At 72.0% G+C, this 25,725-nt stretch carries 26 protein-coding genes; 5 read left to right on the forward strand and 21 right to left on the reverse strand.

Annotated features, from left to right (window positions below):
* The 14 genes from LQ327_RS05240 to dinB all read right to left on the reverse strand — a co-directional run bounded on the left by LQ327_RS05240 (nt 1) and on the right by dinB (nt 13,987).
* Nucleotides 1–531 (reverse strand): bifunctional nuclease family protein, encoded by a 531-nt coding sequence (locus LQ327_RS05240; RefSeq protein WP_230730459.1) that lies wholly within the window; start codon nt 529–531, stop codon nt 1–3.
* Nucleotides 532–572: 41 nt separating this feature from the next.
* The gene (locus LQ327_RS05245) at nt 573–848 is read right to left on the reverse strand and encodes a hypothetical protein (RefSeq protein WP_230730460.1); all 276 of its coding nucleotides are present in this window, start codon (nt 846–848) and stop codon (nt 573–575) included.
* Entirely contained in the window at nt 845–1,507 is a 663-nt protein-coding gene (locus tag LQ327_RS05250) for a hypothetical protein (protein WP_230730461.1), read from the reverse strand. The genes LQ327_RS05245 and LQ327_RS05250 overlap by 4 nt, the downstream gene beginning before the upstream one ends.
* A complete protein-coding gene (locus LQ327_RS05255) occupies nt 1,504–2,103 on the reverse strand; it encodes a hypothetical protein (protein WP_230730462.1) in 600 nt (199 codons plus the stop codon). Before LQ327_RS05255 ends, LQ327_RS05250 begins: the two co-directional genes overlap by 4 nt.
* Nucleotides 2,104–2,130: 27 nt before the next feature.
* Nucleotides 2,131–2,874 carry a metal-sulfur cluster assembly factor gene (locus LQ327_RS05260; RefSeq protein ID WP_230730463.1) on the reverse strand — a complete coding sequence of 248 codons (744 nt, stop codon included), beginning with the start codon at nt 2,872–2,874 and terminating at the stop codon, nt 2,131–2,133.
* Complete coding sequence (locus tag LQ327_RS05265) at nt 2,871–3,887, reverse strand: amidohydrolase family protein (protein WP_230730464.1); 1,017 nt, start codon at nt 3,885–3,887, stop codon at nt 2,871–2,873. Before LQ327_RS05265 ends, LQ327_RS05260 begins: the two co-directional genes overlap by 4 nt.
* A 54-nt stretch (nt 3,888–3,941) precedes the next feature.
* Nucleotides 3,942–4,970 carry an NAD(P)-dependent alcohol dehydrogenase gene (locus LQ327_RS05270; protein ID WP_230730465.1) on the reverse strand — a complete coding sequence of 343 codons (1,029 nt, stop codon included), beginning with the start codon at nt 4,968–4,970 and terminating at the stop codon, nt 3,942–3,944.
* A gap of 51 nt (nt 4,971–5,021) precedes the next feature.
* On the reverse strand, nt 5,022–6,710 hold the full coding sequence (groL, locus tag LQ327_RS05275) for a chaperonin GroEL (RefSeq protein ID WP_230730466.1): 1,689 nt from the start codon (nt 6,708–6,710) through the stop codon (nt 5,022–5,024).
* A 115-nt stretch (nt 6,711–6,825) separates the two neighbouring features.
* Nucleotides 6,826–7,206: a propane 2-monooxygenase effector subunit MimD gene (gene mimD, locus LQ327_RS05280; protein WP_230730467.1), complete on the reverse strand. Its 381-nt coding sequence runs from the start codon at nt 7,204–7,206 to the stop codon at nt 6,826–6,828.
* Nucleotides 7,203–8,390 carry a ferritin family protein gene (locus LQ327_RS05285; protein WP_230730468.1) on the reverse strand — a complete coding sequence of 396 codons (1,188 nt, stop codon included), beginning with the start codon at nt 8,388–8,390 and terminating at the stop codon, nt 7,203–7,205. The genes mimD and LQ327_RS05285 overlap by 4 nt, the downstream gene beginning before the upstream one ends.
* Nucleotides 8,387–9,445 carry an NADH:ubiquinone reductase (Na(+)-transporting) subunit F gene (locus tag LQ327_RS05290; protein WP_230730469.1) on the reverse strand — a complete coding sequence of 353 codons (1,059 nt, stop codon included), beginning with the start codon at nt 9,443–9,445 and terminating at the stop codon, nt 8,387–8,389. The genes LQ327_RS05285 and LQ327_RS05290 overlap by 4 nt, the downstream gene beginning before the upstream one ends.
* Nucleotides 9,446–9,632: 187 nt before the next feature.
* Complete coding sequence (locus LQ327_RS05295) at nt 9,633–11,285, reverse strand: ferritin family protein (RefSeq protein ID WP_230730470.1); 1,653 nt, start codon at nt 11,283–11,285, stop codon at nt 9,633–9,635.
* Between the two features lie 94 nt (nt 11,286–11,379).
* Nucleotides 11,380–12,396 (reverse strand): IclR family transcriptional regulator, encoded by a 1,017-nt coding sequence (locus LQ327_RS05300; protein ID WP_230730471.1) that lies wholly within the window; start codon nt 12,394–12,396, stop codon nt 11,380–11,382.
* 307 nt (nt 12,397–12,703) lie between these two features.
* On the reverse strand, nt 12,704–13,987 hold the full coding sequence (dinB, locus tag LQ327_RS05305) for a DNA polymerase IV (RefSeq protein WP_230733063.1): 1,284 nt from the start codon (nt 13,985–13,987) through the stop codon (nt 12,704–12,706).
* Nucleotides 13,988–14,073: 86 nt separating this feature from the next.
* On the opposite strand from dinB, the gene LQ327_RS05310 reads away from it, so the two are divergent.
* Genes LQ327_RS05310 through LQ327_RS05325 form a run of 4 tightly spaced genes read left to right on the forward strand, consistent with a single transcriptional unit; the run spans nt 14,074 to nt 17,473 of the window.
* Nucleotides 14,074–14,595, forward strand: coding sequence for a DUF2505 domain-containing protein (locus tag LQ327_RS05310; RefSeq protein ID WP_230730472.1), 522 nt, complete (start codon nt 14,074–14,076; stop codon nt 14,593–14,595).
* A complete protein-coding gene (locus LQ327_RS05315; RefSeq protein ID WP_230730473.1) occupies nt 14,595–15,689 on the forward strand; it encodes a nuclease-related domain-containing protein in 1,095 nt (364 codons plus the stop codon). The genes LQ327_RS05310 and LQ327_RS05315 overlap by 1 nt, the downstream gene beginning before the upstream one ends.
* Nucleotides 15,690–15,716: 27 nt before the next feature.
* On the forward strand, nt 15,717–16,877 hold the full coding sequence (locus tag LQ327_RS34565) for an MFS transporter (RefSeq protein ID WP_230730474.1): 1,161 nt from the start codon (nt 15,717–15,719) through the stop codon (nt 16,875–16,877).
* Nucleotides 16,878–16,936: 59 nt separating this feature from the next.
* Complete coding sequence (locus tag LQ327_RS05325; protein ID WP_230730475.1) at nt 16,937–17,473, forward strand: hypothetical protein; 537 nt, start codon at nt 16,937–16,939, stop codon at nt 17,471–17,473.
* A gap of 56 nt (nt 17,474–17,529) precedes the next feature.
* Here the strand turns inward: LQ327_RS05325 and LQ327_RS05330 are convergent, their stop codons facing one another.
* Genes LQ327_RS05330 through LQ327_RS05340 form a run of 3 tightly spaced genes read right to left on the reverse strand, consistent with a single transcriptional unit; the run spans nt 17,530 to nt 19,713 of the window.
* Nucleotides 17,530–17,859 carry a TraR/DksA family transcriptional regulator gene (locus LQ327_RS05330; RefSeq protein ID WP_230730476.1) on the reverse strand — a complete coding sequence of 110 codons (330 nt, stop codon included), beginning with the start codon at nt 17,857–17,859 and terminating at the stop codon, nt 17,530–17,532.
* Between the two features lies 1 nt (nt 17,860).
* Entirely contained in the window at nt 17,861–18,820 is a 960-nt protein-coding gene (locus tag LQ327_RS05335; RefSeq protein ID WP_230730477.1) for a diacylglycerol/lipid kinase family protein, read from the reverse strand.
* Nucleotides 18,821–18,849: 29 nt separating this feature from the next.
* Nucleotides 18,850–19,713 carry an NmrA family NAD(P)-binding protein gene (locus LQ327_RS05340; RefSeq protein WP_230730478.1) on the reverse strand — a complete coding sequence of 288 codons (864 nt, stop codon included), beginning with the start codon at nt 19,711–19,713 and terminating at the stop codon, nt 18,850–18,852.
* Nucleotides 19,714–19,843: 130 nt separating this feature from the next.
* Here LQ327_RS05340 and LQ327_RS05345 point away from each other — a divergent pair, with 130 nt between their 5' ends.
* Complete coding sequence (locus tag LQ327_RS05345) at nt 19,844–20,245, forward strand: winged helix-turn-helix transcriptional regulator (protein ID WP_230730479.1); 402 nt, start codon at nt 19,844–19,846, stop codon at nt 20,243–20,245.
* On the opposite strand, the gene LQ327_RS05350 is transcribed toward LQ327_RS05345, so the two are convergent.
* The 4 genes from LQ327_RS05350 to LQ327_RS05365 all read right to left on the reverse strand — a co-directional run bounded on the left by LQ327_RS05350 (nt 20,197) and on the right by LQ327_RS05365 (nt 25,685).
* On the reverse strand, nt 20,197–21,381 hold the full coding sequence (locus LQ327_RS05350; protein WP_230730480.1) for a glycoside hydrolase family 88 protein: 1,185 nt from the start codon (nt 21,379–21,381) through the stop codon (nt 20,197–20,199). The genes LQ327_RS05345 and LQ327_RS05350 overlap by 49 nt on opposite strands.
* Before the next feature lie 237 nt (nt 21,382–21,618).
* Nucleotides 21,619–23,559 carry a primary-amine oxidase gene (locus LQ327_RS05355; RefSeq protein WP_230730481.1) on the reverse strand — a complete coding sequence of 647 codons (1,941 nt, stop codon included), beginning with the start codon at nt 23,557–23,559 and terminating at the stop codon, nt 21,619–21,621.
* A complete protein-coding gene (locus LQ327_RS05360) occupies nt 23,556–25,112 on the reverse strand; it encodes an APC family permease (RefSeq protein WP_230730482.1) in 1,557 nt (518 codons plus the stop codon). The genes LQ327_RS05355 and LQ327_RS05360 overlap by 4 nt, the downstream gene beginning before the upstream one ends.
* 183 nt (nt 25,113–25,295) lie before the next feature.
* Nucleotides 25,296–25,685, reverse strand: a complete 390-nt coding sequence (locus LQ327_RS05365; RefSeq protein ID WP_230730483.1) for a hypothetical protein — start codon at nt 25,683–25,685, stop codon at nt 25,296–25,298.
* Between the last annotated feature and the right edge of the window lie 40 nt (nt 25,686–25,725).

Here is a 25,725-nt window from a genome sequence, read left to right on the forward strand (position 1 = left end):
TCAGTGATCCTGTCCCGACTCGGGCGGCTCGGAGGTCGGCCCGGACCCCCCGAAGTCGTCCGCGGTGACCTGGTCGAGGAAGTCGCGCATCTCGTCGACCTCCTTGCTCTGCGGGTGCGGGTCGTCGCCCTGCAGCTCCTTCCACGACTGCCCGGCCTGCTCCATCACCTCGTCGTCGACCCCGATGGGCAGCGCGTCACGGACCGCCAGGGCGAGCGCGTCGCTCGGACGGGCCGGGAGGCGGGTGCCGTCGTCGAGCACCAGGACCGCGTGGAAGCGGTCGTCGACGAGGTCGGTGATCTCCGCGCCGGCCAGGCTGCGCCCGAGCGCCGCCGCGAGATCCGCGACCAGATCCTGGGTGAGGCGGGAGTCGTCGTCGCGCGTGGGGTGCGGCCCCTGGGCCATGACCTCGGCCTGCTGCGGGCGGACGGAGACGACGAGGCACTGGTCCTCCTCGGCGTCGCCCAGCACCGCCAGCGGCTCACGCGTCATGGCGTGGACCACGAGCGTCACCAGGTGAAGCTCCTGCACGGCGACCTCCTCCCGTCCTCTCCGGCGCCGATCCGGGCGGCTCAGCGTCCCTCGGAGCCGGTCTCCGAGTCCACGGGTTCGAACAACGACCGGATGTTGGCGAGCTGGTCCTGGATCTGCTCGGGGTCCTGCCCCCGCGCCCACGACGGGTCGCCCGGGGTGATGCCGAGCGCGCGCAGCAGTTCGCCGGCGGGCTCGGACGGGTCACCCGAGTCGCCGAGCACGGGGTGCAGGCCCTGCGCGGACAGGTGGTCGAACACGAGGTGCACCACCGACCAGGGATTGAAGCGCTCCTCGGTACCGGGCTCCTCGCTCACGACGTCGTCCCCTCCCCGTCGCCTTCCGGCGCGGCCTCGTCGGCGGGCCCGGGCGGCGGGCGCCCGTCCCCGGTCACCTCGATCTCGTCGAGCGTCTCCAGCTCCTGCTGCGAGAGCGCCGCGGCCCCGGCGAGCACCGTGGCCTGGTGCTCGGCGATCCGCGCATCCACGAGCTGGGTCAGGGCGTACACGAGCGCGCCGGTCTGGCGCACCGTCTGCTCGTCGACCGGGACCTGGCGGGTGGACGTGATCGCCACGCCCGCGGGCTTCCCCTCGGCGACCGCGACCCCGATGGTGAACTCCTCGCGGGGGTTGGCGGCCGGGTCGGCGAAGTGCTTCTTGAGCCGGCGGAGCATCCGGTGCCAGGCGAGCTTCTCGCCCTGCAGCTCGAGGCCCTCGATGTCGTCCTCGGTGAGACCCATGCCCCGCTCGCCGCCGGCGAAGCAGCGCGAGTAGGAGATCAGCGCGGTCGTCCAGAGGGACTCGACGACGACCTCGTCGACCTGGCGGCCGACGCCGGGACGGACCTCGCTGACGAGCCGCTCGCAGCAGAGCAGCACGGTCTGCAGGTCCTCGAACATCGCCGCGAGATCCGCGAGCGCCGCCGCGGCGGGCGAGCCGATCCGCCGCACGGTGTGCGGTGCGGTGGCGCTGGTCATGCCGTCAACGCCTCCTCTCGTGGGTGGTGGTGGGTGTCAGGAGCACCGTCGGTGCCGGTGACCACGTCGAGCGCGTCGTCGAGCAGCGCGGAGAGGACGCCGTCCCGCTCCGGACTGCCGGCCGGGCCCGCGACCGCGAGGACCGCGTGGAAGGCCCCGACGAGCTCGTCGAGCGCGCCGAGGCCGACCGCGACCAGCGCGGCCCGCGGGAGGCGCGTGCGCAGCCCGCCGGGCAGCACCCACGCCATCCGCCCGCGGGCACGACCGCTGCGGGCGAGCCGCCGGCGGGCGGCCGCGTCGCCCGGGGACCGGGCGAGCACGGCCGTCGCGCACACCTCGACCAGGCGCCAGCCCAGCCCCGGGTCGTCGCTGTCCGCCCGGCGCAGCCGCTCCGCGCGGCTCACCAGCGCGGCGCGCCCGGCGTCGGACGTCCGGTCGTTGACCTGCATGACGAGTGCCGCGAGCGCCGGGTGGGTGCAGCGCGGCAGCGGCCCGAAGCGTCCCCCGTCGAGCACGGAGACGTACTCCATCAGGCAGCAGCCCGCGTCCGGGTCGGGGTGGTTGCCGCGATCGAGACGGATCGCGTCGCGCGACATGGTCTCGCTCCTCTCACGGGGATGCGGTCAGCTCGCGTCGGTGGTCGAGAGCCCGTAGCGGACGGCGAGCTGTCCGCGACAGATGCTCGTGTTGGCGTCGACCCCGACCTGGAACGAGCGCGCCTTGCGCAGGTGCAGGGGCAGCGCCTCGACGCCGACCTTGCGACCGCTCGGGTCCACGACCAGCGGGTCCTCGTCGGAGGACGGGATGCCGAGCTCGCGACGTCGCCGCCGCAGCCGGGTCAGGTCCTCGGAGTCCGGGGCGTCGCCCAGCGTCATCGCCGCCAGCTCCTCGGGGGTGCTCCCCGCCTTCGCCAGCGGCCGGACTACGAGGTCGGTCCCGGCCATGAGCGCCCGCTCGGTGAACTGCCTCCGCAGCGTGTCGAGCTCCTCGACGGCCTCGCCGACCTCGGTGCCCGCCATCGAGTGCACGAAGCCGGCACGCGCGGCGACACCCCGGTTGATGGCGTCGGCGGCGAAGTGGTCGATCAGCTCCACGTCGACGTCGCTGAGCCCGTCGACGGTGGAGGTCGCGTCCCAGGCGTCGGCCACCATGAGGAACGCGAAGTTGGGTGCGCAGAAGTACGTGGGGAGGCGCAGACGCACGTGCGCGACCCGGTGCTCGTCGACCTCGCAGGAGGCGACGAAGTCCAGGGAGACCACGTCGTTGTCCAGCTCGGGGTCGCGCACCGTGCGCAGCGCCTCCCACACCCGCCCGACGACGGCGGCATCGTCGCTGTCGGCCGGGCGGGTGAGGAAGGAGATGCTCATGCCTGGGCCACCTCGCGCTGTCCGAGCTGGAGCTCCGCCGGGACCTCGATGTCGTAGAGCTTGGCGGCGTTGAGGCCGAGGATCTTCCGCTTCCCGTCCTGGCCGAGGCGCGGGTAGTCGGAGAACTCGTCGGACGGGTAGTCCCAGTCGAGGAGGCCCTCGATCTGCCACTTCGGCGTCCAGATGTTGTAGTCCGAGCCGAAGGTCATCTTGTCCTCGCCGACCCAGAAGAGCAGCTCGCCCATGACCTTGGCGAAGAACTTCGGGCGGGCGTGCATGAGGCCGCCCAGCACGACCGAGAGGCCGGCGTAGACGTTGGGCTCCTGCGTCGCCATGAAGCAGAAGTCCTCGATGCGCGGCAGGCCGACGTGCTCGACGATGAAGTTCAGGCCCTGGAAGTCGGTGGCCGCGTGGTCGACGTCGGAGACGTCGAACGCGTCCTTGTCCAGCGGCCAGATCGTCGGGCCCTTGTGGACGTGGATGTTCTTGACCCCGAGCTCCTGGGCACGCTCCAGGAAGCGGTAGGCCTCCGGGTCGGTCAGCTTGAAGCCGCGCGACTCGCCGTTCCACTCCGCGGTGTAGAGCTTGGCGCCCTTGCAGCCGAACTTCTCGACATTGCCCTCGAACTCACGCATCCCGGCGTCGCCGTCACGCGGGTCGAAGCGGGTGTTCAGGATGAACTTCCCGGGGTACTTCTCGGCGAGGTAGCCGTTGCGCTCGGTGGTGTTGAAGCCGTCCTTGTACCACTCACGCAGGTAGGTCGACTGGAAGATCGCGACGTCGACGCCACCCTCCTCGAACTCCTCGCGCATCAACTGCTCCTCGGAGACCTTCTGGAACTCCTCGAGCGGCTGGTGCGTGTCGGCCGGGCCGAGACCCTGGTAGGCGTGGAAGCACTCGATCCACCCCTTGGCGTACTGCTCGGCGCCCTTGACCCAGTTCTCGGGCGAGGCGTCCCAGTAGTGCATGTGGGAGTCGACGATGAAGTACTTCTCGCCATCCTTCTCGTACATGGTGGAATTCCTCCGCGCAGTTCGTGGTGGTTGCGGCTGGATGTGATGAGAGGGTCAGGGAACCAGAATGGCCCGACCGCGGACCTTCCCCGCGTCGAGATCGTGCAGTGCCTCCAGTGCGCTCGCGAGCGGATACTGGACGGTGTGGAGGGTGACCTTCCCCGCCTGCGCGAGCACCATCAGTTCCGCGAGGTCGTTGTAGGTGCCCACGATGTTGCCGATCACGTTCTTCTCGCCGGCCACGAAATCCAGGGTCGGCGCCCGGAACTCACCGCCGTACCCGAGCACGAAGCAGTAACCGGCCGGGCCGGTCATCGCCCACGCGTCGAGCTCGGCGCCCTGCTCGGCGACGAAGTCGAACACCACCGTCGCCCCGCCGCCGGTCAGGTCCTGGACCGCGGCGACGTGGTTGCCGTCGGCCACCACGGTCTCGTCGGCGCCGATCTGCTTGGCCAGCTCGAGCGCCGCCGGGTTCCGGTCCACCACGATGATCTTCGTGGCGGTCAGCGCGGCCAGCGCCTGGACCGCGATGTGGCCCAGGCCGCCGACACCCTGCACCACCGCGGTCGTGCCGGGGTAGAGGTAGGGCACCGCCTTGCGCACCGCGTGGTACGCGGTGATCCCGGCGTCGGCCAGCGCCGCGACGTCGGCGGGGTTCGTGTCCGGGTTGAGCTTCACGCACGCCCGGGCGGTGGTGCGCAGGTACTCGGCCATCCCGCCGTCGTTGTTCGACAGCCCGGGGAAGAACGCGTCCCCGGTGCACTGCATGTCCCGCCCGGCCCGGCAGGACAGGCACAGCCCGCAGGAGGGCTGCGGGTGCAGGATCACCGTGTCGCCGACCTTGACGTTGGTGACCGCGTCCCCGACCTCGTGGACCCAGCCGGCGTTCTCGTGCCCGATCACGTACGGCAGTGACGGGTTCTGGATCGCCTCCCAGTCCCCGTTGACGATGTGCAGGTCGGTCCGGCACACCCCGGCGCCACCGACCTTCACGATCACGTCCAACGGCCCCTGGAGCTTCGGCTCCGGAATGTCGTCGATCGATGGATCCGACTTGTACTCGTGCACGCGCACGGCCTTCACGACAGGCTCCTCTCCGTCACAACACTGGGTCGGGTTCGCACCGGCGTTCGATCAGCCCATCGAGGGACCGAGGCCCATCGACTGCGGCGTGCTCGAGTCGGGGGCCGGCTGCGGCAGGCCCTCGTCGAGCTGGCCGAACTCGGTCATGAGCGACTTGTTCCAGGGGGTCTGCTCCTCGGCCACCAGCGAGTTCGTGGTGAGGATCAGGCCGGCCACCGAGGCGCCGTTCTGGAGCGCGGAGCGGACCACGCGGAGGGGGTCGATGATCCCCATCTCGACCATGTTGCCGAAGCGGCCCTCGAGCGCGTCGAAGCCTTCGTCGACGCCCAGGTCCCGGACGCGCTTGACGACGTCGTCGCCGTCGTAGCCCGCGTTGCTGGCGATCAGCGTGACCGGGTCGGGCAGCGCGGCGCGCACGATCTCCGCCCCGGTGCGGTAGTCGCCCGAGAGCTCGAGGCCGTCGTCGAGGGCCTTCTCGGCGTGCAGCAGGGCGGCCCCGCCGCCGGCGACGATCCCCTCCGCCATCGCGGCGCGGGTGGCCTGCAGCGAGTCGTCGACGCGGTGCCGGATCTCCTTGAGCTCGGCGTTCGTCGGCGCGCCCACCTCGAGGATCGCGGCCTTGCCGGAGAGCCGGGCGATGCGCTCGGAGAACCAGTCCTCGTCGGTGCCGATCGTGGCGCGGTCCATCTCGGAGCGCAGCTGCTGGACCCGCGTCTCCCGGGCCGCGGCGTCGCCCAGGCCGCCGATGATGGCGGTGTGCTCGCTCGTGGCGCGGACCTGCGTGGCGCGGCCGAGGTGCTCGATGCCCATCTGCTCCAGCGAGAACGCCGACGCCTTCGAGTGCACCTTGCCGCCGCACAGGGACGCCATGTCCTCGAGCAGGTGGACGCGCTTCTCGCCGAAGCCGGGGGCCTGGATCGCGGTGACCTTGAGGTGCCCGTTGACGTGGTTGTGCACCAGCATCTGGAGCGCCGAGCCCTCGAGTTTCTCGGCCACGATCACCAGCGGACGCGGCTCGCGCATGATCCGCTCGAGCACCGGCATGATGGAGCGGACGTCGGAGATCTTCTCCGCGGAGAACAGCAGGTAGGGGTCGTCGAGCACGGCGAGCATGGAGCCGGGGTCGGTCACCAGGTACGGCGAGACGTAGCCGTTGCCGAACTCGAAGTCCTCGACGTAGTTCACGTTGATGCCGAGCATCGGGCCGTCGTCGACGGTGATGACGCCGTCGTCGCCGACGGTGTGCAGGACCTCGCCGACCACGCGGCCGATGGAGTCGTCGTCGTTGGCGGAGATCGCCGCGACACGCGACAGCGACTCGACGTCCTCGACGGGGTGCGCGACCGAGGCGAGGTGCGCGACGATCTTCGCGACCGCGACGTCGATACCGCGCTTGACCTGCACCGGGTTGCCGCCCGAGCCGATGGCCTTGAGACCCTCGCGGACGATCGCCTGGGCGATGACGGTGGCCGTGGTGGTCCCGTCGCCGACGACGTCGTTGGTCTTGACCGCGGCTTCCTTGAGGACCTGCGCGCCCATGTTCTCGAACTGGTCGCGCAGGTAGATCTCGCGAGCGATCGTCACCCCGTCGTTGGTCACCTCGGGCGTGCCGGTGATCTTCTCCAGGATGACGTTGCGTCCCTTGGGGCCCAGCGTCGACTTCACGGCTTCGGCGAGCTGATCCACCCCCGCCTGCAGGGCGTGACGGGCGTCGGCGCCGAATCGCAGTTCCTTGGCCATGGCCTCTCTCTCCAGGGAAATCGGGGTGGGGTACTACCGGGTCGGATCGCCGGCCACGCCCCCGCGACGGGCGGTGGCCGGCGATCCGATGTGCGTATCCGGTGGTGGAGTGGTGCTACTTCGGGTTCACCACGGGCGGGAGCATGTCGCCGATGAACTCGGCGGCCTCCTCCAGATTCCCGAACATCACGGTCCGGTCATCCATGTGGATCATCTTCCCGTAGTGGGTCGACATGTTCTCCTCGAACTCGGCGGCGTCGTAGAAGTCGGGCTCCTCGCCGAGTGCTTCGGAGATGTCCGCATAGACGAAGTCCATCCGGCCCACGCAGTCCACGCGGATCATCGCGGGGAGGTGCTGGACCGTGACGTTGTCCTGACGGTCCATGACCTCGGCGACGACGACGCCGACCTGGTTGTTCATCAGGGTCACGCCGGCCATGCCGGACTCGGTGTTGTTCTGCTTGTACGGGCTCTCGGCCGTCTTGAACTGGGTCACTGGGAGAGCTCCTTCGGGGTCTCGAGGCCGAGATCCGTCAGGATCCCGGAGAAGCGGCTCTTGGCCTGGTCGAGGCTGTCCTCGAACCGCGGCGGCTTGGCGTCGGGCTGCGACCACAGGGGCTGCAGCTGGCGGGCCGCCTCCAGGCACTGGGGCACCCAGTTCTGCAGCCAGCCGTTCATCAGGGTCTTGTTGTGCTCCGCGAACTCGCGGTCCTGGGTGAGCGGCCCGAAGCAGGCCTGCGACCAGCGCAGATCGCGCTGGGCGTAGTCGTACTCGCCGGAGCCGACGACGGTCGGGGTGACGTAGTCGCCGTTGCCGGCGGCGGCCTGCATGACCAGGCGCGACCGGAAGAGCTCCCCGAGCAGCGGCTCGAAGATGATGTTGGTGGCGAAGATCATCTCGCCCCAGTCATCGTTCACCGCGGTCAGTGCCTCGGTGACCTTGCGGACGCCCTGCCACTCGGCGTCGGAGTTCCAGGCCTCGAGGTGCGCGGTGCCGTCGAAGCCCTCGATCTCCTCGGTGAGGGTGAGGTTGTAGAGCGCGAGGTCCTGCGCGAAGCGAATCTTGTGCTCGCTGTTCACGGCCATGGCCGTGTTGTGCATGTTCGTCGGGCCGGAACGGTTGCTCGCCGCGAACACGTACAGGCCGAGGATGTGCTCGATGTGCATCCAGGCGCCGACGTTGCGCTCGACGAAGCGCGTCCAGTTCGGGGTCCACTGCTCGAACGCCTTCGTGGTGCGGGCGTTCTCGACGTTCTGGGTCACCTGCCGGACAACGTTGGCGTTGTACCGGTACATCGTGAGTTCCCACTCCTCGTTGGGATCACGGAACTCGTGCCAGCCGTGGGCCGGCCAGTTCTGTACCGGCTTGCCGCCGGAACCGGGGCCACGCACGGGCTCGGGGTCGTCGACGCCCCAGGCCTTGAGCTTGGTCCAGGTCAGCGGGTAGCCGTTCGAGCCGTCGGCGAAGCCGTAGATCCAGCCCTGGGTCAGGTAGTGGCGGGGGTCCGGCTGGACCTCGACGGTGACGTCCTCGTAGTGGGTCTGCTTGCGCTTCGCGGGCTTGAAGTAGTTGTAGCGGCGGGCCGACGGACCGGAGTCGGGGAATTCTTTCGCCCCCGCCTCGGCGTCGGTGAACACCGGCTTCGGAACACTGCGTTCGCTGCTCTCGGCTGTCGTCATGTGTTGCCCTCGTCCTCTGGCTCTCCGGTCGTCGTGAACTTGTCGAAGTAGATGTGTCGTTCGTCCACACCGCGTTGTGTCAGCAGGGCGATCGCCGCGTCGACCATCGGCGGCGGCCCGCACACATAGGCATCCCTGCCTTTCAGGTCCGGCTCGTTCTCGCGGACCACGTCGGTGATGAGGCCGGTCGCGCCGTCCCAGTCGGTGCCGTCGGGCTCCGAGAGGGCGGGCACGTAGCGGAACGAGGGGAGCTCCTCCTCGAGGGCGTGGAGCTCCTTCTCGAAGCAGAGGTCGGCCTTGGTGCGGGCCCCGTAGTAGAGGACGGCCTTCCGCTCGGTCTCCTTCTCGGCGAGGGCGCGCAGCAGCCCGAGCAGCGGAGCCATTCCGGCGCCGCCGCCGACGAAGACGATGTCCGAGGTACGGCTGTCCCGCAGGGTGCAGGTCCCGAACGGGGCCTCGACCTCCAGGCGGTCCCCGATCGAGACCTGGTTCTCCAGGAACTGCGAGAACAGGCCGTCCGGGTAGATCTTGATGACGAACTCGAACCGCCCCTCGCGGTTCGGGATGTTGGCCATGGAGAACGACCGGCTCTCCCCCGAGTCCGGCAGGATGAAGTCCATGTACTGGCCGGGGAAGAACTTGATGTCCTCGCCGGCGACCTGCTGGACCACCAGGTGGCGCATGTCGTGCGTCACCGGCTCGTTCGAGAGCACCTCGACCGTCCCCTTGCGCACCGGCAGGCCGGAGCGCAGCACCTCCTCGTCGTAGTTGAGGAGCTCGATCACGAGGTCGTCGTAGGCGTGCGCCCGGCAGAGCAGGGTCTGGCCTTCCTCCCGCTCCATGTCGGGGAGGGCGAAGGTCGAGTAGCGGTCCAGTTCGATCTCGTCCATGTCGCCCTCGAGGACGAAGGACTTGCAGGCGGCACACTGGCCTTCCTTGCAGCCGTGCATGAGCTGCACGCCTTGCTCGAAGGCGGCACGCAAGATCGTCTGGTCCTCGTCGACCTCGATCTCGATACCGACCGGTTCGAAGCGGACCCGGTGCTTGTCACCCATCGACGACTGACTCCTTGCGGTAGGGGTTGCGACAACGAAGGGGTCCCGGCCGGGGAGGACTGAGCGGACGCAGCGCGTCCGGGGAAGGCAAGGGCCGCGCCGGCGGGCGCGGCCCGGGTACCGCGGGGAGGACCGGGAACGGCCGGTCCTCCCCGCGGGTCGTGCAGTGCTGATCAGGTGAGCCCGATCAGGACTTGGCGCCCGCCGGACGGCCCGCGGGGCCCTGGGCGTTGTAGTCCGCCACGAACGCCTCGCGCTCGGAGTCGCTCATCTCGTTGAGGATGACGTTGGGGCTGGCCACGTGCGGCATGCGCCGCATGTGGTCGAGCGTCCACATCTTCTTCGGGTCGAGATCGAGGTGCGGCTGCGCCGTGAGGGTCTTGCCGTCGTCGCGGACGAAGCCCATGTCCGAGATGACGTCGGCCCAGTTCCAACCGTGGTACAGCGTCTCCCACTCGCGGTGGCCGACGAGCTTGCCCATGTTGGGGGTGTCACGGCCCTGGTACGTCGGCCGGAACGCCACGGCGTCCGTCCAACGGCAGGCCTCGTGGCAGTACGTGCGCCACTGGCCGTCCACCTTGTCGACGACCATGTCCTCGCGCACCAGACACGGGACCATGCAGGTCCAGCAACGGTGCGGGTACACGTAGTCGACGTCCTCGGCGACGATCGCGTGGTGCCCGTTCGGCCGCGACAGGCGGTTGTAGTTCTCCCACCACTTGCCGTAGCGGTCGTACCAGCCCGGGTACTTGTACTCGAACCACTCGAAGTCCTCGTCGGTCATGCCGTCGATGCGCCAGTAGTTGGCGAGCCAACCGGTGGCGAAGAACTGCGCGACCTCGTGGACGTAGCCCTTGTTCCAGATCTGGTTCCACGACTCCTCGATGAGGTCGTGGGGGATCACCAGACCGTACTTCTCGAGGGGCAGCAGGTAGGCCCGGTAGTAGTCGTCGTAGATCCAACGACGCCACATCTCCGCGTAGGACTCACGGTCCTTGCGGCGGTCCTTCGTGCCGTACTCGATGAACGTACCGATCGCGGCGTCCACGACGCGGTGGTTGTTCCACCACGCGTAACGGAGGTCGCGCTCGAGGAGCTGGCGGTTGTCCTCGTCCGACAGCGCCATGAGCAGCGTGGCGTAGCCGTTCGAGATGTGGCGCGACTCGTCCGACTGGACCGAGTGGAACACCGTCGGCAGCAGGTAGTCACCGTTGGCGGCCGCCTCGGCCGGCATGGCCACGAACAGGGTGTTCGTGAAGGCCGTCTCGGCGACGATCGTCAGGTAGATGCTGGCCGCGGTGATCGCGTCACCGGTGATGAAGCCCTCGGCGAACTGGCGGCCGATGGTGCCGCAGTAGTCCGAGTGGAAGTTCCGGAGGGTGTTGTTGAAGCCCGCCGGGTCGATGTAGTTGTTCATGTACAGGCGCTTGAGGTTCTGCTGGATCGTCGAGTGACGAACCTCGTCGATCATCTGGATCGCCTGGCCGTTGTGCAGCTCCGGGTTCGGAACCGCCTGGAACAGCATCGGCATCGAGCGCGCCGCCGAGATCTCGGGCAGCGGGATGATCGACAGGAAGAGCTTCTGCCACTCCAGCCAGCGCTCCTGCACCTGGCGGAACATGTTGCCGCGGATCGCGCCGTCCGAGGCACCGTAGACGCGGTTGTCCTTCTCCTCCTGCATGGGGAAGTAGGACCGGAGGACCTGCTTCAGCGGGTCCTTCTTCGCAGCCTTCGTGAAGGTGTAGTCCGTGCCGTACTTCATGTACGGCTCGTGGTACTGCGGCTCCCAGGAGAGTTCCTGGATTTTCTGGTGAGCCTTCGCCAAACTCTGACGGCTCATCTTTCCTCCTCGATAGAACCAGCGATGGGGACCCGACGGCTGTCGGCGTCCCCGGGAGGCCCGGCGTCGGCCGGACCGGGGTGGTGCCTCTCCCTCACCTCCTCGGCGGACCGGTCCCGCCCGGTCCGTGCTGTTCGGTCGCCAGGTGGTCGGTGCGCCCCGCCGGCCGCTCGGCGGCGGCGGAGCCGGTGGCGGCGACCCGCGCGCGCCACTCGCGCATCGCGGTCGCGGCGACGTCTCGGACGGCGTCGGTCAGCGCGTCCGAGTCCTGCGCGAAGCGCCGGGCGGGGCTGGACACCGCGATGCTCGCGGCGACCCGGCCGTCGGGGGCGATGATCGGCGCACCGACGCAGCAGAAGCCCTCCGCGAACTCCTCGCGGTCGATCGCGACGCCCTCACGGCGGACGCGGGCGAGCTCGCGCGCCAGGCCGGGGGTCGTGGTGATCGTCGTGGCGGTGAAGGCCGTCCGGTCGGTCTCGGCGAGGAGCAGCTCCTCGATCTCCGACGAGGTCGCGACCAGCGCCTTGGTCACGGCCAGCGCGTGGGCCTGGGCGACCGGGATGCGCTCGCGCAGGTCGGGGATGCGGGCGAGGCCCTGGTGGCCGCGGGCGTCGACGATGACCGTCGCGTCGCCGTCCCAGCGGGCGAGGTAGGAGCGCTGCCGGGTGCGCCAGTAGAGCTCGGTGACGGCGTCGGCCAGGCTCTCCGGGAGCTCGTAGCGGCTCACCGGGTCGTCCTCGCGGCGCAGCGGACGCAGGGCGTCGCGCGCCTCGTCGAGGTCGACGACCTCCGCCATCCCGGGCTCGGGGTCCTCCTCGGGCTCGGCGGGGGCCGCGTCGCCGAAGAGGCCGCCCCAGGCGTCGCCCCACGGCGGGGCGTCGGAGAGCCGGTAGACGCCGGTGTGCCCCTCGCGCCGGGCGTAGCCCTCCTGGCAGAGGGTGTTGAGCAGGTAGCGGGCGGTCGCCGCGCTCTTGCCGAGCTCCACGCCCAGCGCCTCCGCGGTGACCCCGCCCGGGGCCGCGCCCAGGAAGCGGAGGGCGGTGAGGGCCTCGGCGGCGGTCTTGAGGGAGCGGCCGGTGCCGGCGTCGCGGGTGCTCGTGCGATCCGTCATGCGCGCCTCCCTCCCGCTCGCCCGTGGTGCTCCGGAGTCGCCCCCTCGGAGCGGTTGCTCCGCGGTCGGCCCGGTGGCGGTCGGGCCGTTCGGCGTCCGTCGCCGGGTAGACCCCGGCGAGACGTGAGTCACTGAACGCCCGGCGAGCGGTGTGGTCAACATCACCGTTTGTATGTGCAGATCCTGCACATCGCCGCCGAACTCGGTCCGGCTGCCGTTCGTCGCAGGTCAGAGCACTACGGGGACCGTTCGGCGCCTGTCGTGCAAGGGGTCCGTGTCTCAGAGGGAGACACCCGACGACCAAGATCTATTCGTGCTCCGGCAGCAGCGGCACGGACACCCCGGGGTCGCGTCCGAGCTGCGTCGCGCGGTTGACCGCGGCCGCCCCGAAGCGGGCGCGCACCGCGTCGAGCGTGCGGTCGAGGGCGTGGGGGTCCCGCGGGGTGTCGTCGGTCCCGGCGCCGGCCAGGGCGGGCCGGGGCTCCTCGCGCGCGTCGAGGGGCAGCTCGAGCTGCTCGCGGTCGTCGCCGGACAGATTGGCCAGCGACAGGCCGATGAGCGTGATCCCGCGGTCGAGGATCATCGGCATGGCCTCGGTCAGCAGTTCGCGGGCCGCCCCGTGGATCGGCGCGGTCTGCGTCGTCGCTGCTCGGAGGGTGTGCGAGCGGGTGACGCGGGCGAAGTCGTCGAACCGCAGCCGCAGCACCACCGTGCGGCACGCGCGGTCGCCGTCGCGCAGCCGTCGGCCCAGCCGGTCCACGATCCCGGCGAGGATGGTGTCCAGCTCCTCGGGCGAGCGCCGCCCCCGCCCGAGCGCGCGCTGCGAGCCGATCGAGCGCCGCCGCACCCCCGGCGTGACCGCCCGCGGGTCGGAGAACGTGGCGAGGCCGTGCAGGTGGCGCCCGGCGGCCCGCCCGATGAGCGACACCAACGCCGGCTCGCCGAGGTCGGCCACGTCGGCGACGGTGTGGACGCCCATCGCGTGCAGCCGCCCCGCGGTCACCCGACCGACGCCCCAGAGCCGCTCCACGCGCAGCGGGTGCAGGAAGTCCCGCTCGCCGTCGGGGTCGACGACGAGCAGGCCGTCGGGCTTGGCGACGCCGCTCGCCACCTTCGCGAGGAACTTCGTCCGGGCGACACCGACCGTGATCGGCAGACCCACCTCCGCGAGGACCCGCCCGCGCAGCCGGGCCGCGATGTCCTTCGGGGTGCCGACCAGGCGGGCGAGCCCGGAGACCTCGAGGAACGCCTCGTCGACCGAGATCCCCTCCACGAGCGGCGTGGTGTCCCGGAAGATCGCGAAGACGTCCTTGCTCGCCGCCGAGTAGGCCTCCATGCGCGGTGGCACCACCACCGCGCCCGGGCACAGCGCGCGGGCCTGGCGACCGTTCATCGCGGTGCGCACCCCCGCCGCCTTGGCCTCGTAGCTGGCCGCGAGCACCACGCCACCGCCGACGATGACGGGGCGGCCGCGCAGGTCCGGCTCGTCGCGCTGCTCGACCGAGGCGTAGAAGGCGTCGAGATCGGCGTGCAGGATCGTCGCCGCCGCCGGACCCCCGTCGCTCCGCTCGCCTCGCCCCCCGCCCCGCACGCCGGACACGAACACATGTTCGCATGGATCGGGACCGTCGGAGAACCGCTCGTGAGCGGGCGCCGCGGCACCTAGGGTGACCCGCCGTGACCACCCGCCTGCGGGCCAGCCGGGACTACGCGCACGACGTGGCGGAGTTCGCCACCGCGCTGGCCGACCCCGACTTCCACCGCGCGCGCCTCGACGCGGGCGGCGGCGGGGAGGTCGAGCGCCACGAGCTGACCGGGACCGTGCGGGACGGGAAGGTCGAGGTCGTCGTCCGCCAGCCGATCCCCACCGGCCAGGTGCCCCCGGCCATCGGACGCCTGCTCACCGGCGGTCTGGTGCTGCGCCGCACCGAACGGTGGCGGCTGTCACCGTCGTGCTGCGCCGGTGAGGTCGAGGTCTCGGTTCCGCTCGCACCGGTCCGCGCAGAGGGCACCATGAGGGTGTCCGGGACGCCCGGATCGGGCTGCACGCTGGCGGTCGACGTGGCCGTGACGGTCGCGATCCCGCTGGCCGGCGGGCTGATCGAGGGTGCGGTGGTCGACGCGGTCCGCCAGCTCACCCGGGTGGAGCACGACAACATCACCCGCTGGCTCGACACGCACGAAGGACGGGAGGCCTGATGCCCGCTCGCCGGACGCGCCTGGGACGCGGCGACCGGATCGTCGTCACCTCGCCCTACGGCAGCCGACTGGGCACGTACGACCTCGAGACCGGCGAGGTCTCCGACGTCGCGCCGTCGTTCCGCGCGACGTTCACCGCCGAGCTCGACGAATGGCTCGAGGCACACGGGCTGGACCGGTTCCCGGGGTTCCCGGCCGACGACGGGCAGTCGCCGAGCCGCCGGCAGCGCCTCACCGACACGCTCCGCTTCCCCCGCCCGAGCGGGGGAGGCCGCCCGGGCGGCGGCACGCGCTCCGCCGCGCCCGCCCGCCGTCAGGAACCCACCGCCGCGCTGGAGGCGGGCACGCCGGCGACCTCGGGCGGCTGGTCGGCCGACAGCGCCGACGGGTTCCGCGCCGACGCCTTCACCGACACCGGGCGCCGGTCGACCCACGACGAGACCGAGCGGTACGACGACTTCGAGGACATCGCCCGCCACGGGCCGGATCACGGACTCCTCCGCGCCGCGTCACGGGCCCGTGCCGCGGGTCAGCGGGAGCGGGACACCGCGCTGCGCCTGCAGGCCGACGGCAGGCACGCCGTCGCCGACGCGCTGCGCCGCGAGGTCGAGGCGCCCGTCGCCAAGAGCATCGGGCGCGGCGGCCGCTGGCACATGCTGCACGGCATCGACATGGCCGTGGGCAGCGAGACCGTGACCCTCGACCACCTCGTCATCGGCCCGCCCGGGGTGTTCGTCGTCGAGGTCCGCCACCACCCCGGCGGGAAGGTGCGCACCTTCACGAACGGCCTCGACGTCGACGGCACGCCCATGGACCTGGCCCGCATCCGCACCCTCGCCGAGGAGGTCCACGACCGGCTCGCCGAGGCCATCGCGCTCGCCGCCGGGTTCGACGAGGTGCTGGACCCGCCGCCGGTGACACCCGTCATCGCCGTCGTCGCGGCCACGATCATCTCCCAGACCCGGCCACGCGGCGTCATCGTCGCGCGCGCGGGCGACCTGATCCGTGCGCTGCGCAGCCGCGGTGACCGGCTGTCCCCGGCCGCCGTCGAGGAGACCTACGCCGTGGCGCGCCGCGCGGACACCTGGACGTGACGGGGCTCCCGACCCGGACCGACCGACGTGCCCGCGGCGCCGTCATGGCGCTCTTCGCGGTCAACGGCGTACAACTCGCTCGTCCCCCGCTTCCCCGCGCTGCGCGACGGGCTGGAGCTGTCGAACACCGAGCTCGGCACCGCGATCGCCGCGTTCCCGGGTGCGGCGCTGCTCGTCGGGGTGCTGGCCGGGCCGCTGATCACGCGGTGGGGCAGTGGCCGGGTCGCGGCCGGGGTCTCGCTGGTCGGGGCGGCGATGCTCCCGCTGGTGGCGCTGGCCCCGTCGTGGTGGGCGCTCGTCGGGGCCCTGTTCCTGCTCGGCGTCACCGACGCGTGGACCGACGCGGCGATGAACGCGCACGGGCTGGTGGTGCAGGAGCGCTACGGCCGCTCGATCATCAACGGGCTGCACGCCACCTGGAGCCTCGCCGCGGTCGGCGCCGGCCTGCTCGGGGCGGGCGCGGCGGGCCTGGGGATCCCGGTGACGGTGCATCTCGCGGTCGTCGGCGTGGTGCTGGTCGTGACGTCGGCGGTGGCGTGGCGGGCGCTGCTGCCGCCGGAGCACGCCGTCCCGGATGCCCCCTCGAGTTCCGGCTCCGGCCTGCGCTCGGTGGTGACGTCCTGGCGGGTCGTGGCGCCGCTGCTCGCGGTCGCCGGGCTGATGGTCTGCTCGGGGGCCGTCGAGGACTCCTCGGCGTCCTGGGGTGCGGTCTACCTGCGCGACGACCTCGGGGCCGGGGCCTTCGTCGCGGGCCTGCCGTTCGTGGCGTTCCAGGTGACGATGACCGTCGGACGGCTCGCCGGGGACCGGGTGGTGGACCGGTACGGCGCGGTGCGGGTGGCGCGGGTCGGGGCGTCGCTGGCCGCGGTGGCACTGGCTGCGGCGCTGCTCCTGGCACACCCGGCGGCGGCGATCGCGGGCTGGGCGCTGGCCGGGCTTGGGGTCGCGACGCTCTTCCCGCTGGCGTTCGCCGCGGCCGGGGCGGTGCCCGGGGTGCGCGCCGGGGACGGGATCGCCGTGGTGGGGTTCCTCGCGCGGCTGGGGTTCCTCGCGACGCCGCCGATCATCGGGGCGATCGCGGACGCGTCGTCGGTCGGGACCGGGCTGCTGCTCGTGCCGGTGGCCGCGGTGGGGGCGGCGGCGCTGGCGGGGGCGCTGCGGTCCCGCTCCGCTCCGTCACGAGGGTAGCCCTCGGTCGGCTAGAGCGGCCGGATCCTCCCCTCGCGCGGCGCGGGAGACTGGTGGGCGTGACCCCCGAGGAGGCCGGCGCCGCACTCACCGCCGTACCCGAGGATCTGGACGCGACCGTGGCAGCGCTGCCCGGGGCGCCCGGGTTCCTCGCGTGGTGGGCACCGCCGTCGGTGCTCCCGACGCTGGGCGGGGCGGCGCACCCCCACGCCGAGCTGCGGCTGCTCGAGCTGGGCGAGGCGCGGATGCTGCGCAACCGCGTCCGCCGTCAGGACCTCTACCGCTGCGGGGTGTCGCGGCTGCGCCGGGTCGCGGCCGGTCTGCTGCTCGACGAGCTGGCGCTGGCCCCGACCTGGGCCGCCGAGGTGATCCTGCCGAAGGCCGACGAGTCCCGGCTCACGGCGTGGCTGGAGGCGCGGCTGCTGCTCACCTGGGTTCCCGACGACGAGCGTGACGCCCACCGGGATCCGCTGGCCGGGCTGCTCGGGGAGACCGGGCTCGGTGGCGGCGCCGCGGGCGAGGCGGAGGCGCGCTACGTCGCGGCGGCCGGGGAGAAGGCGCCGCGCGAGGTCGGGGTGCCCTACCAGCGCCCGTGAGGATGTGGAGTTGCTGACGTCCAGCGTCAGCGCCGCCGCATCGCTGACAACTGGGGTCAGGCGTGCCGCACACACCGCCGCGCGGCCGGCCGGGCCTCCAGGCGCTCGCCCGGGATCGTGCGCCCGCACACCTCGCAGATGCCGTACGTCCCGGCCGCCAGCCGTCCGACCGCCGCGTCCACCTCCGCCAGGTCCGCCCGCGCGCGGTCGAGCAGGGCCTGCGCCTGGGCGCGGTCGTAGGCGATCGTCTGGCCCTCGGGGTCGTGCTCGTCGTCGCCGGAGCTCGCGGACGCGGTCTCGACGATCCCCGCCACCTGCGCCTCGAGGGCGGCGATCCGGGCCTCGGTGGCGGACCGCTCCGCGGCGAGGTCCTCCGCCGCGCTCATCTCAGCGCACCGTGGCGAGGGCGCCCGGCACCAGTTCGATCACCACCGGGGTGTCGGCCGGCAACGTGATCACCTCGCCGTCGAGCTGGAGCGGGAGCACGTCGATGGTGCGGAACCGCAACCGCCGGGCACTCGGTTGCCAGCCCAGCCCCTGCCATGCGGCCCGGATGCCCGTGAGCAGCAGCCGGAAACGGCCCCGATGGGGGATCGCGACGATCTCGAAGCGGCCGTCCGCCGGGTCGCCGGTGTCCGAGAGCCGCACGTATTTCGCCATCTCGGAGAGGTTGGCGAGGATCAGGCTGTCGTAGCAGTGCCGCCCGAGGAACTCGCCGACGCCGACCCCGTGGTCGGCCTGCCCCTCGAACGCCTCGAGCTCGATCTCGAATGGCCGGAAGCGCAGGAACTCCCGGCCGGTCGCCACGATCTCGCGCAGCGAGCCTTTGCCGCTGCGCTCGAGCGAGAGCGCCACGACGGGCGTGATGCCGAGGCCGATGTAGGAGTGGGCGTAGCGCGGCGGGTTCGGCCCGACGGTCAGCCGCAGCACGTCGAGCTGCTCGACGACGCCCTCCGCGATCCCCTCGGCCAGGGGTCGACGCCGGGTGACGCGGCGGTGGTCGTTGGCGTTGCCGGCGGAGGTGACCGCGACGACGGTGCCGGTGTGCAGCCCGTCGCCCGCGGCCATCGCCCCGTCGACGACCTCGTTGTAGCCGCCGTCGCCGGAGACCGACACCACGAGCGGCCGGTAGGTCCGCGCCGCGCTCTCCGCGATCCGCCGCGCGTGCCCGGCGTACTCCGTCGGCACCAGGTCGACGTGGAGGTCCGGGGCGAGCCCGCGCAGGTCGCGGGCCAGCGTGTGCGCCTTGCCCTCCCCGCCGCCGGAGCTGTTCGGGTTGTAGACGAGCAGCACGCTCTCGTACGGCCGGGGCGCGGACGACCCGGGCTCGGCGGAGGCGGCGCTCACGACCCGGACACTACCGGCACTCCCCCTGCTCAGGCGGGAGCGACGACCTCGCGCACGGCGGCATCGATCACCGCGGTCCACGGGGTCGCCGGGCGGCCGAGGAGCCGGGTGAGGTCGTCGCCGGGGGCCGCGAGGAGCCCGGCCGCGGCACCGCGGTCGGAGTCGGCGAGCACCGTCGCGAAGCCCTCCGGGAGGCCCGCCGCGACGAGCGCCTCGGTGAAGCCCGCGACGCCCAGGTCGGTGTAGGTGACCTCGCGGCCCGCCGCGCGGCCGATCTCGGCGGCCAGCTCGGCGCGGGTGAAGCCGGGTCCGCCCAGTTCGAGGACGTCGCCGGCGGACGCCCCGCCGGTCAGCGCCGCCACGGCGGCCTCGGCGTAGTCGGCGCGGGTCGCCGCGTCGAACCGGCCGTCGCCGGAGGCCCCGACGACGCCCTGCTCGAGTTCCACCGCCAGGTTCGCCGTGAAGTACTCGACGTACCAGCCGTTGCGCAGCAGCACGGACGGCACGCCCGCGGCGGCGAGCATCTTCTCGGTCGCGGCGTGCTCGCCCGCGAGGATCATGTCCGAGGACTGCGCGTGCAGGATGCTCGTGTACGCGGCGAGCTCGACGCCCGCCGTCGCCAGCGCCTCGACGACGGCGCGATGCTGCTCGATCCGGGCGCCCGCGTCGCTGCCGGACACGAACAGCACGCGCGTGGCGCCCTCGAACGCGGCGGCGAGCGACGCCGGGTCGTCGTAGTCGGCGCGGCGCACGTCGACGCCGCGCGCGGCGAGGTCGTCGAGCGCCTCGATGCGGCGGCCGGTGGCGCGCACCTCGGCGGCCGGGACGCGCTCGAGCAGCGCCTCGACGGCCAGGCGGCCGAGTGCTCCGGTGGCTCCGGTGACGACGTACACGGCGGATCTCCTCACGACGACGGCCGCCGGCGCGGCCCCTCGTCGTCGCCAACCGTTCGACGCGACGGGTACTTCCCCACGGAGAGCAGGCACCTTGAAGTGCGGTGCATACCTGATGGATAGTGTCCTGGTGAGAGGCAACCTGTTCGCCGCGAACTGCCCCAGCCGGCAGGTGCTGGACCGCATCGGGGACCGCTGGAGCGTCCTCGTCGTGCACGTCCTCGCCGGGGGCACCCTGCGCCACGGCGAGATCGCGGCGCGCATCGGCGGGATCACCCCGAAGATGCTCACCCAGACCCTCCGGGGCCTCGAGCGCGACGGGCTGCTGACCCGCACCGTGCACGCCGAGGTGCCGCCGCGGGTCGACTACGAGCTCACCACCCTGGGCCGCAGCCTGCTCGGCGTGGCGCAGGCGCTCGAGGACTGGGCCGAGACCCACATCTCCGACGTCGACGCGGCGCGGGCCGCCTACGACGCGCGCACTCAGGTCGCGGCGGGGACCGTCCAGCGCCTGGCCGCCTCGAGGAAGTAGTAGTCGCCGTAGACCAGGCCGACGTCGACCTCGCTGTCCTGCGGCTTCCCGCCCGTCGCGTGCGCGAGCAGGGCCGGGCCCGACGGGGCCACCTCCTTCGTCGCCAGCTCGTCGAGGGTCTCGGCGGCCGCCTGGCGGTAGCGGGCGCCGTCGGCCCCGCCGACCTGGTCGGCGAGGTCGAGCAGCCCGGACGCGGCGACGGCGGCCGCGGACGTGTCGCGCTCCTCGGTCGGCTTCGAGAAGTCCCACGGCGGCACGCGGTTGCCGGGCGAGGTGTGCGCGAGCCACCAGTCGGCGGCCTTCTGCGCGGCAGCCTTCAGCTCCGGGTTGTTCGCCGCCCGGGCCTGGGCGGCGAACCCGTGGATCGCCCAGCCCTGGCCGCGGGACCAGGTGGAGTCGGGCGCCGCGCCCTGCCAGGTGTCGCGCTTGAGGAACGCGCCGGTGTCCGGATCGAACACCGCGACGTGGGCGATGCTGCCGTCGGGGCGCATGTTCGTGTGCGACGCGGTGAGCGCGTGCTGGGTCGCGATGTCCTTCCAGGCCGGGTCGCCGCCCGGCAGCGTCGACGCGTGGTCGAGCAGCTCGAGGTTCATCGCCGTGTCGATGATGACCGGGAAGCGCCAGGAGCCGCGCTTGTCGTCCTCGCCGTCGGTGTCCCAGCTCTTGATCGCGTGGACCTTCGGGGAGTAGCGGGTGGCCAGCGAGCGCGCGGCGGTGACGACGTCGTCCGCGCCCTGCCCGGTGGCCTGCACCTGCTCGCCGAAGCTGTCGTCGACGACGAACCCGAGGTCGTGGGTGTCGGTGCGGTGGATCTGCGACGCGATCGGCGCGGTCCAGCGCTGGGCGCGGGCGGTCCACGCCTGGTCGCCGGTGAGGTCGCGGGCCAGCCAGAGCTCGCCCGGGAAGAACCCGGAGGTCCAGTCGTCGACCGGCTTCGTCGTCCACGAGGACTTGCCGCCGTCGACGGAGCGCGGGTAGCCCTTCGTGGGGTCGAGGGAGTCCGCCGATCTCGCCAGCCGCTCATAGGCGGTCGGCAGCACCTTCGTCACCGAGGCCGGCAGCGAACCGGCCGCGGCGGGTGCCGACGACGGATCCGGCGTGCCCGGGGCGGGCGCGCTCTGCCCACACCCGGCCATCAGGGCACCCACAAGAACCACAGCCGCCACACCAGTCACACGGCGAGACTGCCCCGCCGCGCACCGCCTGTCCGCGCGCGCCGTCGTTTCCCCCACGATCGAGCCACCCCCCGGAGTCGGCGGCACCGTAGCCCGATCGGGGGAACCGTGCCAGCGCCGACTCGGGACGAACGACTCGTTGGTGGCGTCTACGTGCACGAACGAGTCGTTCGTCCCACGGGAGGGGGCGGCGGCGACTCAGCGGCAGGTGTCGGGTGCAATCGGCGGCAGGTCCAGCGCCGGGTTCCCGTCGAAGAAGCCGGACGGCCGGAGCATGAACCCGATCGTCGACACCGGCATGACCGGCCAGTCCTCGGGACGCACCACGTGGTGGGCGCCCATCGTGTACCAGACCACGACGTCGGTGCCCTCGAGCGGACGATCGCCGTCGAGGTAGGTGGGCAGCCCCGCCCCGACCGGCGCCTGCAGCGGGTAGTCGCCGGCCGCGAACCGCTGCGCGGGGTCGTGCGCGGTCACCCAGACGGTGTGCTCGGTGAACCCCGACCGCGGCGCGAACAGCGCCTCGGGCGAGTACATCGGCGGCACGGTCGAGCCCGGCATCAGGGCGTAGGCGGTCGGCGCCCCGGTCGGGCCGGTCTCGGTCGCGCTCTCGATCTTCCAGAACCGCGCCTTCGACGGTGCCGTGTCGCGCGCCCCCACCGCCTCGGAGGTGACCGGGGTCCGCGTCGTCACCCACGCGTTGCCGTGCGGGTTCGCCGGCCCGCGCGGCGACGGCACCGAGTCGATCTCGGTGACGGTGTTGGCGGCCCCGTCGACGGTCATGTCGAGCCGGACGCAGAAGAAGTGCTGGTGGTGCGGGCCGTAGAGGCCGGGCGCGACGAGGGTGCCGTGCTCCGGCGTCTCGCCGATCGGGATGGCCCCCGTCGAGATCACGCCGGTCAGCTTGACCTCGTACTCGATCATGCCGTCGTTGTAGAGGTACCAGAAGTAGCCGTACTCGTAGTTCCCGACGGTGACGATCGACGAGATCACCAGGCGCCGGCGACGACGGACCTCGACGGCCTCGGTGCGGAAGTCGGTGTGCTTCCACGCGATCCCGGTGTCCTCCTCGTGCATACAGATCGCGTTCGGGATGGTGACCGCGCCGCCGTCCTGGTCGTTCACGACGCCGTCGAAGTAGTGGATGTGCCCGAGGCAGTCGCACCCGAGCGTCAGCGGGTTCGCGAGCCACCCGACGCCGTACTCGCCCTGGTCGAAGACGTTCTTGAACCGGTGCGTGGGCGCCGGGTCGCCGTAGGGCACGTACATCTCGGCGAGCGAGGCCCGGTGCAGGATCGGGCGGCGGGTGCCGTGGTCGTCGTAGGAGACCTGGTGCAGCACCAGGCCCTCGCGCGGGGTGAACCCGATCCGCAGGTGCCACTTCTGCCAGCTCACCGCGTGCCCGTCCACGGTGAAGCTCGGCCCCTCGGGCTGGGTGATGTGGATGGGCTTGACGTCGTCGCGGATCGTCTCGACGCGCGGCACGTTGGCCGGGTCGTGGATCCACGGCTGCTCGTAGTTCGCGGGCTGCGGGGGCAGGTCGACGACGCCGAAGTCCTCCACCTCGACGACCTCGCGCCGGTCCAGGTCCACGGTGACGACGAGGCCGTCGACCGGCCGGGCGTAGCCGTGCTCGCCGGGGGCGGAGCGCATCCAGGTCAACGGCCGGACGATCCGCCGTGCCGACGGGTCGTCCTGGGGCCCCGTCCACGACGACGCCCAGGGGTCGATCATCGCCAGGTCGAAGTCGGTGAGCCCGCGCCGGGTCATCGCCTCCTGCCAGCGGGGGTCCGCCCGCACGATGTCCTCGGTCGCGAAGAACTCCTCGGCCATCACCGGGGCCTGCACGCCGGGCCGGGCCTGCCAGGAGACGACCGTGCCCGCGGTCAGCGAGACGACGCCCTCGTAGAGCATCCGCTCGGCACGCTCGTAGAGCACGACCTCCGCCTCGCGCGGGAGCTCCTCGCCGGACGCGAGGTCGGCCTTCGACGGTTCGTGCAGCGCCACGAACACGAAGCGGGCGCTGTCGGTGAGCCGCCGGGCCTGCTTGAGCAGCGACGACGCCGCGGCGACCTCCTCGGCCGAGAGCGGCTCGAGCGGGTGGACGGTCGCGGTGCGGGGTTCCTCGAGTGCGGTCATGCCGGCACCTCCTGGTCGGGATCGGGCGCGTCGAGCACCGGGTCGGAGAGGGAGAAGTGGCCCAGGCCGGCGTAGACGGCGGGCCGGCGGGCGCGCAGCACCAGCGCGACGACCACGCCGATCGCGAAGATCACCAGCGGGACGTAGGGCAGCACCGTGATGAACGGGACGCCCTCGGCGGCGGCGAGCGCGGCGCGGTTGTCGATGAGCAGGTAGCAGGCGCCGACCATCGCGACGAACCCGATGATCGGGGCGAGCAGCGTGCTCCACACCCGGAAGCCGTCGCGGGCCGTCGTCAGGAAGTACCGGATGATCGCGACGCACACCAGCGCCTGGACGGCGAGGATGCCCAGCACCCCGAGCAGCGGCGACCAGGTGCCGAGCTTGGTCAGCGCCCCCTCGGTGGAGGGGTCGTAGAGGACGAATCCGAGGCAGTACAGCGCGACGACGACGGTGGTCGTCATGGCGGCGACCCCGGGACTGCGGTGCGAGGAGGTCCGCCCGAGCACCCGGGGCAGGACCCCCTCGCGCCCGAGCGCGAACAGGTACCGCGACGAGGTGTTGTAGAACGCCATCGCGCACGCGAACGAGCTGGTCACCGCGAGGATCTCGATGACGACGGTCAGCCAGCCGCCGACGTAGCGGTCCGAGAGCGGGTAGAACGCCGAGGCGAACACCCCGTTGAGCTGGTCGGACACCGCCTGGACGCTGCCGGTCAGGCCCCAGCCGGTCACGAAGGCGTACGAGACGATCATGTAGAAGACGCCGAGGCCGATCACCGAGCCGTACGTCGCGATCGCGCCGATCCGGTGCGGCTCGCGGGACTCCTCGGCGTAGTTCGGCGCCATCTCGAAGCCGACCCACGACCAGAACGCCGCGAACAGCGCGATACCGGCCGCGGTCGTCCCGAAGATCTGGAGCGCCCCGGGGTTGCCGAAGACCGCGGCGGGGTTGAACGGCTGCGGCGAGAACCCCTGGGCGCCGCCGTGGGCGAACACCGCCACCGACAGCACCACGAGCGCGAGCACCTCGGCGATGAGCATGACGCCCAGGACCTTCGCGGTGAGCTCGATGTGGAACCACGCGAGCAGGCTCATGATGGCGAGCCCGACCGCCATGTAGGCCCAGGCCGGGATCGCGAGGCCGGTGAACGCCTCGACGGTCGTCGCCGCGAAGTAGCCCATCACCCCGATCACGGCGCCGACGAAGATCATGTAGCAGAGCGCGATGAGCAGGCCCGACCCCAGCCCGATCACGCGTCCCAGCCCGCGGCTGACGAACGTGTAGAACCCGCCGGCGCTCGTCACCCGCCGCGCCATCGCGATGTAGCCGACCGAGAAGATCGTCAGCGACACCGTGGCGATGAAGAACGCGGCCGGCGTCGCCCACCCGCCGCCGTTGACCGAGACCGGGACGTTGAACAACATCGCCGTCAGCGGGGCGGCCCCCGTGACGATGCAGAACAGCACCGACGGCAGGCCCAGCGCGTTGTCCGCGAGCCGGCCGTCGTGCTCCGGGGGTGAGGTCGCGGTGACGGACGGTGTCGCGGTCATGGGACCTCCGAGGCGCCAGTGGGTGACGAGTTCATCCACTGTCGGAAGTGCTTGTGACTGTGATGTCACCACCGGGCAACGCTCCGCTCACGGAGGGATCCCGCCCCGCCGGGAGTGCACCATTTCGGACAGGCGCTGAGACAGCCCCTCCCGGGACGCCCGGGACGGGTCAGATCCTCGACGTCAGCCCGCGGGCACCGCCGGCGACGACACCCGGGCGCGCAACGTGGGCGCGACCAGCACGATGGCGACGATCGTGAGCGCCAGGTAGATCACGTTCGCGACGACGAAGCCGGTGGACGCCGTCGGATCGGTGAACGCCATGATCGAGAACACGCCCCCGATCACGCGGATCACCACTCCGATCCACATCGCCACCCGGGACGACGTCGCGAGCCAGACGGCCAGGACGACGAGGGCGATCACCCCGGCGATCAGGGTCAGGGTGTTCGCGATGGGTGGAGCCGACGCCGGAGCCGGGAAAATCCAGGGACTGAGCACGTCGACGATGCCGAAGAGGGCGAACAGGACGACGCCGGCCATCACGGACGGGCGCTGCGCGAGAGTCTTCATGCCCACTGAGAGTGAGCAGTGCCGCTGGGGACGTCTGCGG

The organism is Actinomycetospora endophytica, assembly GCF_021026375.1.
Classification (GTDB): domain Bacteria; phylum Actinomycetota; class Actinomycetes; order Mycobacteriales; family Pseudonocardiaceae; genus Actinomycetospora; species Actinomycetospora endophytica.